10 protein-coding genes are annotated in these 12,004 nt (G+C 72.4%); 4 read left to right on the top strand and 6 right to left on the bottom strand.

Annotated features, from left to right (window positions below; genetic code table 11):
* The first annotated feature begins 8 nt into the window (after nt 1-8).
* Nucleotides 9-1,322, top strand: coding sequence for an alginate lyase family protein (locus tag ACFQO7_RS20880; RefSeq protein ID WP_376807900.1), 1,314 nt, complete (start codon nt 9-11; stop codon nt 1,320-1,322).
* On the opposite strand, the gene ACFQO7_RS20875 is transcribed toward ACFQO7_RS20880, so the two are convergent.
* Entirely contained in the window at nt 1,271-2,650 is a 1,380-nt protein-coding gene (locus tag ACFQO7_RS20875; RefSeq protein WP_376807899.1) for an outer membrane protein assembly factor BamB family protein, read from the bottom strand. The two genes, ACFQO7_RS20880 and ACFQO7_RS20875, sit on opposite strands and share 52 nt — an antisense overlap.
* A gap of 206 nt (nt 2,651-2,856) precedes the next feature.
* Between ACFQO7_RS20875 and ACFQO7_RS20870 the strand changes: the two genes are divergently transcribed.
* The 3 genes from ACFQO7_RS20870 to ACFQO7_RS20860 all read left to right on the top strand — a co-directional run bounded on the left by ACFQO7_RS20870 (nt 2,857) and on the right by ACFQO7_RS20860 (nt 6,056).
* Entirely contained in the window at nt 2,857-4,860 is a 2,004-nt protein-coding gene (locus ACFQO7_RS20870) for an LVIVD repeat-containing protein (protein ID WP_376807898.1), read from the top strand.
* Between the two features lie 79 nt (nt 4,861-4,939).
* Nucleotides 4,940-5,317 (top strand): VOC family protein, encoded by a 378-nt coding sequence (locus tag ACFQO7_RS20865; RefSeq protein ID WP_376807897.1) that lies wholly within the window; start codon nt 4,940-4,942, stop codon nt 5,315-5,317.
* Between the two features lie 55 nt (nt 5,318-5,372).
* Nucleotides 5,373-6,056: a DUF305 domain-containing protein gene (locus tag ACFQO7_RS20860; protein WP_376807896.1), complete on the top strand. Its 684-nt coding sequence runs from the start codon at nt 5,373-5,375 to the stop codon at nt 6,054-6,056.
* 23 nt (nt 6,057-6,079) lie between these two features.
* Here the strand turns inward: ACFQO7_RS20860 and ACFQO7_RS20855 are convergent, their stop codons facing one another.
* The 5 genes from ACFQO7_RS20855 to ACFQO7_RS20835 form a co-directional block, all read right to left on the bottom strand.
* A complete protein-coding gene (locus ACFQO7_RS20855) occupies nt 6,080-6,694 on the bottom strand; it encodes a M23 family metallopeptidase (RefSeq protein WP_376807895.1) in 615 nt (204 codons plus the stop codon).
* Between the two features lie 312 nt (nt 6,695-7,006).
* The gene (locus ACFQO7_RS20850; RefSeq protein ID WP_376807894.1) at nt 7,007-9,484 is read right to left on the bottom strand and encodes a DUF4132 domain-containing protein; all 2,478 of its coding nucleotides are present in this window, start codon (nt 9,482-9,484) and stop codon (nt 7,007-7,009) included.
* A gap of 83 nt (nt 9,485-9,567) precedes the next feature.
* Nucleotides 9,568-10,290 carry a VOC family protein gene (locus ACFQO7_RS20845; protein WP_376807893.1) on the bottom strand — a complete coding sequence of 241 codons (723 nt, stop codon included), beginning with the start codon at nt 10,288-10,290 and terminating at the stop codon, nt 9,568-9,570.
* Between the two features lie 139 nt (nt 10,291-10,429).
* Complete coding sequence (locus tag ACFQO7_RS20840) at nt 10,430-11,092, bottom strand: 4'-phosphopantetheinyl transferase family protein (RefSeq protein ID WP_376807892.1); 663 nt, start codon at nt 11,090-11,092, stop codon at nt 10,430-10,432.
* Complete coding sequence (locus tag ACFQO7_RS20835; protein WP_376807969.1) at nt 11,089-11,931, bottom strand: metallophosphoesterase family protein; 843 nt, start codon at nt 11,929-11,931, stop codon at nt 11,089-11,091. The genes ACFQO7_RS20840 and ACFQO7_RS20835 overlap by 4 nt, the downstream gene beginning before the upstream one ends.
* Between the last annotated feature and the right edge of the window lie 73 nt (nt 11,932-12,004).

Genomic DNA, 12,004 nt, shown 5'->3' with positions numbered 1-12,004 from the left:
AGACGCCGATGCTCCACACCCGACGGCGGATGCCGCTTGCCCTCGCCATCGCACTGATCGCCCTGGTCGGCACCGCGCTCGCCGTGGTCCCCGCCGGGCCGCAGCGCCGCGCCGAGGCCGCTCCCGCCACCTTCGCCCACCCCGGCGTGCTCGTCAGCCGCGCCCAACTCGACTTCGTCCGCAGCAAGGTCAACAGCAACGCCCAGCCGTGGCGGCAGGCCTACGACCAGATGATGGCCAGCCGGTACGCCTCGCTGACCCGCGCGCCGAAGCCGCGCGCCGTGGTCGAGTGCGGCTCGTACTCGAACCCGAACCTCGGCTGCACCGACGAGCGCGAGGACGCGATCGCCGCGTACACCATGGCCCTGGCCTGGTACATCACCCGCGACAACCGCTACGCGGACAAGGCCGTCCAGCTGATGGACGCCTGGTCGGCGGTGATCGTGGACCACACCAACAGCAACGCCCCGCTGCAGACCGCCTGGGCCGGGTCCACCTGGCCGCGCGCCGCCGAGATCATCCGCCACACCTACACCGGCTGGCCCAACGCGACCCGGTTCGCCACCATGCTGCGCAACGTGTACCTGCCCGAGGTGGTCAACGGCAACACCACCAGCAACGGCAACTGGGACATGTCCATGATGGAGGCCACCATGGGCATCGCGGTCTTCCTGGAGGACCGCAGCGCCTACGACCGGGCCGTCACCAGGTTCCGCAACCGCATGCGCGCCTACTTCTACCTCGCCTCCGACGGCGCGGTGCCGTACGGCCCCGGCGGCGGCATCGACACCCCCAGCGAGATCATCGACTACTGGCAGGGGCAGAGCACCTTCGTCGACGGCCTCTCCCAGGAGACCTGCCGCGACTTCACGCACACCGGATACGGCATCTCCTCGGCCACCCACATCGCCGAGACCAGCCGCATCCAGGGCCAGGACCTCTACCCGGAGTTCACCGACCGGCTGCGCCACGCCCTGGGCCTGGCACAGCAAGTACCAGCTCGGCACCGCCGCGCCGTCGTGGCTGTGCGGCGGCAGCCTGCACCTGGGCCTGGGCCCGGTCACCGAGGTCGGCTTCAACGCGCTGAACTTCCGGCTCGGCATCGGCATGACCAACACCCAGACGCTGACCCTCAACCAGCGTCCGGCCGGCACCAACAACCTGTTCACGGCCTGGGAGACCCTCACCCACGCCGCCAACCCGAACTGAAACCCCCGGGCGGTGCCCAGGTGGGACCGGCCTCACCTGGGCACCGCTCGCGCGGCATCGCTCAGTACGCCGACGCGGCGACGCTCCACACCCCCAGCCGGTCGCCGTCGTAGACGCAGGCGATCCGTTGCCGGGTGTGGAAGCAGCGATTCAGTCGGGGCGGCAGCGTGCCCAGCAGCCGGACCTGCCCGTCCTCGATCCGCGCGACCTGGTAGCGGCCGAGTTCGGTCCGCGTGTCCTGGCGGCGGACCGTGCCGTCGTCGGACGCGGAGAGCTGGATCCCGCTCGCGGTCGACCGCAGCAGCAGCGCGTCCCTGCTCCTGTCGGACGAGAGCTGGACGCGCCAGCCTTCCAGATCGAGCAGGGTCCTGCCGTCGGCCAGGTCGATCAGCCGGTCGGCGGTCGCGCCCAACTGAAGCGCGCTGTCCGTCCGGACCGTGATCGCGCCCTGCGCGCTCGGCAGCAGATGCAGGTGGGGTGCGAGCCGGTAGCGCACGGTCAGGGTGTCGCGGTCCAGCACGGCCAGCGGCGAGGAGGTGCCGCCGTCGTCGGCCACCTCGCACAGGTAGTCGCCGCACGCGAAGCGCGTCAGCGACGCGCTCACGTCGATCCCGCGCAGCGTCCGGGTGTCGTAGCGGGCCTCCATGTGCTGGCCGGTAGGCAGGATGGCGGACAGCACGAGCATCCCGCCGTACACCGTGGCAAGCACCGGTCTGCCGGGCGGGAACGCGGCTGTGCCGGTGCGCAGCACCCGCCCGTCGCGCAGATCGCGCACCGTGAACTCGCCCCGCTCGGAGACCGACCACGCCTCCAGCGCCCCCTCGTCGACCGCGGCGTACGGCGTGCCCTGAAGCACCCACCGCACCCGGCCGGTGCTGAGGTCGCGCACGATCATCTCCGTCGGCGCAGGCGCGGACAGCTCGCCCCCCGGCTCCGCCGACATCATGATGGGCGGGCTGTCCAGGGCGTACTCGCCGATCACCCAGACGTACTGCCGCGTGCTCCAGCGCACGGCTCCGGTGTGCACGTCCACGGCGGCCGAGGAGGTGCTGCCGTCCGCGAAGTCCTCGTTGATCACCAGCACGTCGGGGACCTGGGCCGCGACCTGGATGTCGCGCCCCCGGCCGGCCGAGGCCGGCAGCCGCCAGCGCAACGCGCCGCTGTTCATGTCGTACGCCGACACCGCCTTGCTGTTGCGGACCAGCAGCAGGTCGCCCGCCACATCGACGCCGCCGGTGACCGGCCCGTCGACGTCGCCCAGGGCCACGTCGGCGAGCTGCGTGAACATCGGCGTCATCGGCGCCGCGGCTCCCAGCGCGCCCGTGAGCAGCAATGCGATCACCGCGGCCAGCGGCCTGAGGCCTCGGACCGGCCGGCTCCGGCCAGGCGATGGCTCCACTCCGGCCCGGACCTCGCCCAGCTCGATGATCTCCGTATCCACCCAGTGCCTCCCCCGCCGAGATGCGCACGATCACCGCACCATGAGTCAGCGCAGACTAATGCAGGGGCTTGCCTGCTGGGAGGCGAGGCGGCCGGCCCTCTTGCCCCGATCGCCCCACTTCGATACCGTCCGGTGAGGTGCGGCGACCGTCCCACTCATTACACGCCGCGCCGAGTTGAGCCCCCTCCACAAGAGAGGCGCGATACATGCCGACCACTCCACGACGCACCATCCACCGCGTGCTGGCCGCAGGCGCGGCCACCCTACTCATCGCCGCGCTCACGCCGGCCGTAGCTCATGCCGACGAACCGGATCCCCGCATCGGACTCGGCGCGGGCTGGCTCGACGCGCAGTCGGCGATCGGCAATCTCGAACACCTCGCCCACCTCGACAAACCACCGGGCTTCGTCAATCCGGCCAACCCCGGCGACTTCGGCTTCGTCACCTCGGACCTCGCCTTCACCGGCCACTACGCGATCATGGGCAACTTCAACGGGTTCAACGTCGTCGACATCGCGAACCCGGCCGCCCCGGCGGTCGTGACCAGCGTCGTCTGCCCGGGCGGGCAGGGTGACGTGTCGGTCTACGGCGACCTGCTGTTCATGTCGGTCGAGGAGAGCCGCGCCCGCGTCGACTGCGGCGCCAACCCGACCGTCGGCGAGCGCTTCCAGGGCGTGCGCGTCTTCGACATCAGCGACATCACCACGCCGACGCAGGTCGCGGCCGTCCAGTTGTGCCGCGGGTCGCACACGCACTCGGTGGTGTCCGACCCCGACGATCCGGCCAACGTGTACGTGTACGTCTCCGGCACCGCCGGGGTGCGTCCGGTCGCCACGATGGCGGGTTGCAACAACAACCCGGCGAACGGCGAGGACCCTTCGCGCTGGCGGATCGACGTCATCAAGGTCCCGGTCGCCGACCCGGCCGCCGCCGCGGTGGTCAGCGGTCCGCGGCTGTTCGCCGACCCGGACACCGGCGCGGTCGACGGGCTGCAGAACACGCCGCCCGCCCCGACGCACCCGTCCGGCGCGAACTGGGGTCCCACCCCCATCACCGACGCCTGCCACGACATCACCGCCTACCCGGCCCTCGGGCTGGCGGCCGGCGCCTGTGAGGGCAACGGCATCCTGATCGACATCTCCGACCCCGCCCACCCGGTGCGCCTGGACGAGGTCGCCGACCCCAACTTCGCGTACTGGCACTCGGCGACGCTGACCAACGACGGCAAGAAGGTCATCTTCACCGACGAGTGGGGCGGCGGCACGGGAGCCCGATGCCGCCCGACCGACCAGGCCAGCTGGGGCGCGAACGCGGTCTTCGACATCGTCGACGGCAAGATGGAGTTCCGCAGCTACTACAAGCTGCCGGTGCCCCAGACGCTGACCGAGAACTGCGTCGCGCACAACGGCTCGCTGATCCCGGTGCCCGGCCGCGACATCATGGCCCAGGCCTGGTACCAGGGCGGCATCTCGCTGGTCGACTACACCGACTCGGCACACCCGAAGGAGATCGGCTACTTCGACCGCGGCCCGATCTCGGCCACCGCGCTCGTGCTGGGCGGCATGTGGTCGGCGTACTGGTACAACGGCGCGGTCTACGGCAGTGAGATCGCCCGCGGCCTCGACGTGTTCGGACTCAAGCCGAGCGTCCACCTGACCGAGGCGGAGATCGCCGCGGCCCGGCAGATCCAGCTGCCCGAGTTCAACGCCCAGCACCAGACGAAGATCACCTGGGCGCCGAGCTTCGCGGTGGCGCGGGCGCGCTTCGACCAGCTGGCCCGCACCTGCACCACGACCATCGACGGCCGCCACAACGGCCCGCTGACCGTCTCGGGCGTGACCTGCCTGGACGGCGCGACCGTCAACGGCCCGGTCGCGGTCCGCAGGGGCGCGACGCTGCTCGCGATCGACTCGACGATCTCCGGCCCCGTGTCGGCGTCGTCGGCGGCCGCGGTGCACCTCTACCACAGCACCGTCCGCGGCCCGGTGGCCGTCTCCGGTGCGACGGGCAGCGTGGCGGTCGTCGACACGACCTTGCACGGTCCGGTCTCGCTGTCGGGCGGCAGGACGACCGGCGTCGAGCCGATCATCGCCGACAGCACGATCAACGGCCCGCTCGCCTGCTCCGGCAACACCCCCGCGCCGATCAACCTCGGTGCGGCCAACACGGTCAGCGGCCCCGCCGGCGGCCAGTGCGCCACGCTCGACTGAGCACGGCGCGACAAAGCGCAGGGGCGGTCCACCGGTTTCGGTGGGCCGCCCCCTCCGCGTTTCGGGCAAGATGGACGTCATGCCCGTACAGCTCAATCACACCATCGTCATGGCCGCCGACCGCGACCGGAGCGCGGACTTCCTCACCGACCTGCTGGGCCTCGCGCCGGCCGCGACCTACGGCCCGTTCCGGGTGGTCGCCCTGGCCAACGGCGTATCGCTCGACGTCGTGCGCGCCGACGGTCCGATCCGCACCCAGCACTACGCGTTCCTGGTGACCGAGGACGAGTTCGACCAGATCTGGACCCGCATCCGCGAGCGCCGCCTGACGTTCTGGGCCGACCCGTTCCACAGCCGGCCGAACGAGATCAACCACAACGACGGCGGCCGCGGCCTCTACTGGGAAGACCTCGACGGACACAACCTCGAGATCATCACCCGGCCGTACGGCGGCTGACCCGGCCCACTCCGGACGGTCGCCGCGCGGCCGCACATCGGCTACCGTCTTGACCATGCTCGGCTCCCGCCGCCTCGCCATCGCCGCCGTGGCCGCCGCCGTCGCGACCGGAGTCGCGGTGGCCCTGATCGTCCTGCTGCCGGGCGACGACGCCGCCCCGGGCACGGCCGCGCCGACCCTGCGCGTGGTCCAGCCGGGCGCGCCCGGACAGTCCGCGCGCACGCTCTCCCCCGCGGACGTCGCCGGGCTGTCCGCGCCGCCGCACAACGCGGCGGACACCGCCTTCATGGCCAAGATGATTCCGCACCACCGGCAGGCGCTGGAGATGACGGCGCTGGTCGCCGGGCGCAGCCGGAGCACCGAGATCGCCCAGCTCGCCGAGCGGATCACGATCTCGCAGCAGGACGAGATCGCGCTGATGGAGCGGTGGCTGACGGACCGCCGCGAAGCGCTGCCGTCGCCGCACGCCAATCACGTCGGCCACGGCGAGCTGATGCCCGGCATGCTCGACCAGAGCGACCTGACGCGGCTGGCCGACGCCGACGGCCCGGCCTTCGACCGGCTCTTCCTCGACTACATGATCCGGCACCACCAGGGCGCGGTGACCATGGTCGACCAGCTCTACCAGGCCGGTGGGGGCGTCGAACCGGCCAGCGACCGGCTCGCCCGCGAGGTCAACGCGGATCAGCAGATCGAGATCCGCCGCATGAAGGAACTGCTCGCCAAGCTCGCCGCCTGACGGCCCCGGCTCGGCGGGCCCCGTCAGCTGGGCAGCGCCTCGATCTCCAACTCGAAGTCGACGCCGCGCTCCTTGAACCACGACAGCGGGTCCTGCAGCACGCCGTCGACGTACAGCTCCAGGTGCAGGTGCACGTTGCGGGACAGGCCGGTGTTGCCGAGCAGCGCGATCGCCTGGCCGGCCTCGACCTGCTGACCGCGCTTGACGAGGACGTGGCTGGCGTGGGCGTACACGGTCTGCACGCCGTCGCCGTGGTCGATGATGACCGAGTTGCCGAACGCGCCGTTCCAGCCCGCCTGCACCACGGTGCCGGCCCGCATCGCCGCGAACGGCGTGCCCTCGGGCAGCCCGGTGAGGTCCAGCCCGTGGCGCGAGTGGCCCGCGCCGGCGCTGACGCCGGCGGCCAGGTCGTAGTCGTGCAGCGGCAGCTTCCAGGTGACGGTGCTCTCGGCCGTGGTCTCGGTGGTCCGCTCGGCACGGTTGGCGCGGTCCGCGGCCTGCGCGCGGTCGCTGGTGGCACCGCCGGCCTGGACGTACGCGGCTACCGCGCTGTCGGCGGCGTCGCCCTTCGCGTCGTCGACAGCGGCGCCGGTCGCGAACGCGACGACTCCCGCACCTGCCGCAGCCGTCGCCAGCACTGCGGTGTACCTGCGCCGGGACGGGACGTCTGCCCGTCGTCGACCCCGGTAACGGTCGCCTTCGCGGACAACTTCCGGCCGATACTGCACGTGTGCTCCCCGTCATCTCCACCACCGGCCGGCGAGGTCCGCCGGGCGTAGGTGTCCGAACGTCAAGTGAGACTTGAACAAACTAGCCACCCCGCACCCCCGGTCACAAACCGTGATTCGTGGTCCACTGGTGACTGTGCGTTGTCCTCGCTGGTACAGGGCGAGCGGGCCACAACTATCGTTACCTAAGGAAGCGAGCGATATCACCCACCGCGTCGGGCGTCAGTCCCACAGATGCTGGCTTCCGCACATGCTGCAGGCCGGCACGGTCCCGTGCGGCAGCAGACCCAGCTTCTCCAGGGTCCACTCGTCGGTGATCTTCTCGTCCTCGGCCAGCAGCAGGATCCGGGTGAGCAGGCGGGCGGTCGCGTGGTCGGCGCGCTCGACGGGCTGGAACAGCGCAGGATGCGGCGTGTCACCGAAGCCGTACGACAGCTCGCGCGGCCCCGGACGGTCGCCGATCACGACGGCATCGGTGCCCAGGTGCAGCCGGTAGACGGCGCGCGTGCCATCCACCACCACGGTGTCGCCCTGCCGCGTGATCCGGTCCGGTCCGCCGTCGCCGAGCACGGCGGCCAGCAGTTCCGCACGGGACCGCGCCAGGCCCGTCGAGTAGTCGCCGACGCTGCGGCGGCCGGCCCAGGCGGCCTGGTCGAGATCGCGCACCGCCTCGGAGAACACCACCGGCGGCACCCGGTCGGCGGGCACGGCGGTGTCCCGGTCGCGGAACTCCAGCCGGGTGAAACCGACATCGCCCGCTGCCCAGTAGCCTTCCGTGACGGTGTGCAGCACCGCGGTGTGCTCGCCGCACTGCCTGGTCGCGTACGGCTGGGCGGTGTCGTGAAGCGACCAGCCGCGTGACGCCAGTTCCCGGGCCGCCGCGCCGCCGTCGATCACCCGGCCGGTGAAGCGGGTCGCGTCGCCGGTGATTTCTTCGGGCGTCGGCGCGTACCACTCGCGGAACAGCTGCGGCACCGGCTGGCAGAGCCTGCGCCGGGCCGCCTCCGCCTGCCAATGCCCCAGCAGCCCGGCGGCGGCCAGCGAGGCGGGATGCGCCGCGCTGACCGGACCGGTCGCGTCCACGTCGTCGAGCAGCCCGAACCGACCGCCCTGGTCCTGCCACACCAGCAGCGGCAGCAGCCCCGCCCCGGTCGGGGTGGCGCGCAGCCGGGCCAGCTCCGCGGGCGGCACCGGCGCGCCGGTGGTGACGAGCCGGTGCAGCCTGCCGCGCAGCCGCGAGGCGTGGCCGCGCACCAGTTCGTGCTGTTCGCGCAGCGCCGCCACGCCCGGGTCTTCGCGTACGGCCTTGGGCAGCGACTTCAGCACGCGGCCGCCCTTGCTCGCGACGACCGCGGGTTCGCCGCCGACGAAACCGACGGCGGCCGTGTACGGCCCGACGACCAGCGGCGCCGGCACCGGCGTGGGCGAGTGGGCCTCCCCCGCTTCGTCGAGCGCGGCGGCGTCGGCATATCCGCCGACCTGGGCCAGGTGCTCCAGCGCGACGTCCAGGGCGACCGCGTGCTGACGTCGCCGCTCCGGGGAGAACTCCATGCCCCGCCGGTGCACCTCGCGCAGCGCCACCCAGCGGTCCAGCACGGTCTCACCGTCGGCCGGCGGCAGCATCCCGTACGCCGTGAGGCCCACCGGCGAGTCCTTGGCCACCCGGGTCATGACCGGTCCACGACGCAGGCCCAGCGCCGCCGCGACCACGTCGTTGGGCACCAGTTTCAGCAGCCGGGCCACGTCCGCGCCGCCCGCCTCGGCCGCCGCCGCGAGGATCGCCGCCCGGTCGTTGCGCACGACGCGGCTCGTCGCCTGGCCGGTCTGGATCAGACGCAGCAGGCGCTCGGCCCCGGCCAGGCCGAGCAGCGGCAGCAGCGCCTGCGCGTCCCCGGCCGCCAGGCGCAGCGTGAACGCCCGCTCCTGGCGCTCCACGGGCGCGTCGCGCAGCAGTTCGATCAGGTCCGCCCGCTCGGCCGAGGTCAGCGCCGCCGCGCCCAGGTGCCGGGCGACCCGCCAGTTGCCGGTGAAGTCGAGCGCCCACCGCACGAAGCGCAACCCGCGCGGCACGGGCAGCGTCAGCAACCGGTCCTCGTCGACGTCGGCGGCGCAGGCCAGCTCCCACATATTGTTGTGCAGGGCGGGCCGGAACCGGTCGCCGGTGGCCGCGGCGACGACCGGACTGCCGCGGCCGACCAGTTTGCGGACCGTGTCGGCGTCGGCGGCGAACCGCTCGACGACCTCGTCGTCCAGCTCCCCGGCCGCCTGGAGCGCGTCCAGCAGCAGGGCGCGCGAGGTGCCGCAGATCCCACCGAGCGGGGTGAGCGCGATGGCACGCAGCACCTTCAGGTCACCGGCGTCGAGCGCGGCGACGACGAGCGCGTCGAGCCGGCCGTCGGGGCGCGGCTGCCCGCCGAGCAGGGTCGCCAGTGCGGCCCGCCGTGCCGTGGTCGGCCAGGGCGCGTCGAGCACGTCGGCGGGGTCGGCGGGGTCGGTGAGCGGGAACGCCGTGTCGTACAGCCGGTCCAGCTCCTGCTCGTCGGCTTTCGGTAGGCCGCGGCCAGAGCTCGCGGTCTCCAGCTGGGCCAGCATGTCCCGGGCCGTGGTCCGCAGGGCGGCGAGGTCTCCGGTGGCCCCCGCCCGGCGGGCCCGGTGGACCAGCGCCATCATCGCCAGCGTGCCGCCCGACTGCTCGAACATCGCCCAACCCCTGCCGTCCACGCCTGCCGCCCATGATCCGTCCAGACCCTAAGGGACGCCTGCGACAGGCGCGGACGGGCGTGCTATCGGGGCGTGAGCAAGCAGAACTCGTTGCCGCCCGGCGCGGCCATCATCACCCGACCGGCGTCGTCACGCTCCTTGTCCAGCAGAGTCGCGCCGAGGGAGAGCAAGCGGTCGATCTCCGCCTGTTGGTCGCCGCCGGCCGGTGGAATGAGGTCGAAGTACAACCGGTCCGTGCCTGTCTTCGGCATCAGCGGCGGACCACCCCAGGTGATCTTCGTGCCGCCGTATGGCGCCTGGATCGCGGTCTCCTGGTCCTGGTCCCAGACCAGCGGCCAGCCGAGCGCCGCGCTCCAGAAGTAGCCGACCTCCGGCATGCCGTCGCCGGACAGCGCGCCGATGATGCCGCAGCCCGCGAGGAAGTTGTTGCCCGGCTCGATGACGCAGAACTCGTTGCCCTCGGGGTCGGCGAGCACCACGTGGTCGGCATCGGGGCCCTGGCCCACGTCGATGTGCCGGCCGCCGAGTTCGAGCGCCGTGGCCACGGTCTGCCGCTGGGCCTCCAGGGACGCGCTCGGAAGGTCGAAGTGCGCGCGGTTCTGCCCGATCTTCGGCTCGGTGCTCGGAACGAACCGGATCCGGAACGCGGTGTCGTCGTCGGGCAGGAGCACGACGCCGTCGTACGGATCGTCGACGAGCTGCCTACCCAGGACTCCCGCCCAGAACCGTGCGAGCGGCAGCGGTTCGAGCGCGTTGAAGCAGAGTGCGGACAGTCGACTGGTCATCGTGTGCTCACTTCCGATCCGCCGGCCGGTGAGCCGGACCCTTCCGGTTTCTCGCCCGGAACTCTAGACGGGTGCCGGTCTCACCCGCAGCCGAGTATTCGAGCAGCCCGGCGCGGAACTTCGCGACGGCCGAGCGGCGTCACGGCCGGACGGGCACGGTCACGGCGGTGACGACGAGGTCGGCGGAGGCGGCGAAGCGACCGTCGAATCGCGACAGCGGGGTGTCGCCGTACCGGGGAGCGTCGATCAGCACGGTGGCGCTGAACGTGCCCGCGTCCGGGTCGAAGGCGAGGTCGGCCTCGGCGAAGTCGAGCCAGCGCCGGGCCAGCGGAAACCATGCCTTGTAGACCGACTCCTTGGCGCTGAACAGCATCCTGTCCCAGTAGACCGCCGGGTGGGAGGCGGTCAGCGCGCGCAGCCGGGTCAGTTCAGCGGGCAGCGCGATCGTGTCCAGCACGCCGTCGGGCAGCGGCTGGTGCGGCTCGGCGTCGACGCCGACCGACCCGAGGTCGGCGGCACGGGCCACGACGGCGGCACGATACCCGGCGCAGTGGGTGATGCTGCCGACCGTTCCCGCGGGCCACAGTGGCTGCCCGCGCTCTCCCGTGAGCAATGGCGCAGGCGCGAAGCCGTGCTTGGCCAGCGCCTCGCGGGCGCACCGGCGGGCGGTGGCGAACTCGGTGCGCCGCTTGTCGACCGCGCGTGCCACCAGCTGCTCCTCCTCCGGGAACAGCGGTGCGGGCACGGTGTCGTCGAACGCCTCCACCACCGTGGCGGCGACCGGCAGCAGCGGGGCCATCATGCGGGCACCCCGGCCCACTGCACCGGGCGCAGCATCGCGGGCGGGGCGGACCTGGTTTTCCACTCGCGCGGGTAACCCAGCGACACCTCCTGGAACGGCACGCCGTCATACCAGGTCAGGCGAGGAATGTGCAGGTGGCCGTAGACGGCTGCCGCGGCGCGGTAGCGCACGTGCCAGTCGGCGGTCAGCTCGGTGCCGCACCACTGCGCGAACTGGGGGTGCCACAGCACGTCGGTCGGCTGGCGGACCAGCGGGAAGTGGTTGACCAGGACGGTCGGCAGCGCCGGATCGACCGCGTCGAGCCGGGTGCGGGTGTGCTCGACCCGAGCCTGGCACCACTCCTCGCGGCTGGCGTACGGGTCGGGGTGCAGCAGCATCTCGTCGGCGCACACGATCCCGGTGTCGTACGCGTGCTGCAGCGCCATCGCCTTGGTCAGCATGCCGGGCATCCGGAACGAGTAGTCGTACAGCACGAACAGGGGCGCGACGGCGACCGGGCCGCCCGCGCCCTCCCACACGGCGTAGTCGTCCTCGGGGGTCAGCACGCCGAGCTGCCGGCACCGCTGCACCAGGTCCAGGTAGCGGCGCTCGCCGCGGGTCTGCACCGGATCCTGGCGCGGGGTCCACAGCTCGTGGTTGCCGGGCGCCCAGATCACCTTGGCGAACCGCTCGCGGAGCCCGGCGAGCACGTCGACCACGTCGTCGAAGATCTCGCCGACGTCACCGGCGACGATGAGCCAGTCCTGCGCCGAGCTGGGTCGCAGCCCGTCGAGCAGCGCGCGGTTCTCGGCGTAGCCCACGTGCAGGTCGCTGATGGCGTAGAGCGTGCCGGGATGCATCGTCACCTCGTGCGGGGTTCGGGCGGGCGGCAGCGCACAGCACGGGACGGCGGTGTCCCGTGCTGTGTGGACG

Source organism: Catellatospora aurea (assembly GCF_042663325.1).
Lineage (GTDB): Bacteria > Actinomycetota > Actinomycetes > Mycobacteriales > Micromonosporaceae > Catellatospora > Catellatospora aurea.
Note: the sequence above shows the minus strand (reverse complement) of the source record. Positions and strands in the feature narration are given on the sequence as shown.

Bases quoted from the DNA above. Each gene is read 5' to 3' on its own strand.
- ACFQO7_RS20840 (WP_376807892.1), bottom strand. From the start codon at position 11,092: ATGATGGCCCCGCTGCTGCCGGTCGCCGCCACGGTGGTGGAGGCGTTC.
- ACFQO7_RS20860 (WP_376807896.1), top strand. From the start codon at position 5,373: ATGCTCGGCTCCCGCCGCCTCGCCATCGCCGCCGTGGCCGCCGCCGTC.
- ACFQO7_RS20880 (WP_376807900.1), top strand. From the start codon at position 9: ATGCTCCACACCCGACGGCGGATGCCGCTTGCCCTCGCCATCGCACTG.
- ACFQO7_RS20865 (WP_376807897.1), top strand. From the start codon at position 4,940: ATGCCCGTACAGCTCAATCACACCATCGTCATGGCCGCCGACCGCGAC.
- ACFQO7_RS20845 (WP_376807893.1), bottom strand. From the start codon at position 10,290: ATGACCAGTCGACTGTCCGCACTCTGCTTCAACGCGCTCGAACCGCTG.
- ACFQO7_RS20850 (WP_376807894.1), bottom strand. From the start codon at position 9,484: ATGTTCGAGCAGTCGGGCGGCACGCTGGCGATGATGGCGCTGGTCCAC.
- ACFQO7_RS20870 (WP_376807898.1), top strand. From the start codon at position 2,857: ATGCCGACCACTCCACGACGCACCATCCACCGCGTGCTGGCCGCAGGC.
- ACFQO7_RS20835 (WP_376807969.1), bottom strand. From the start codon at position 11,931: ATGCATCCCGGCACGCTCTACGCCATCAGCGACCTGCACGTGGGCTAC.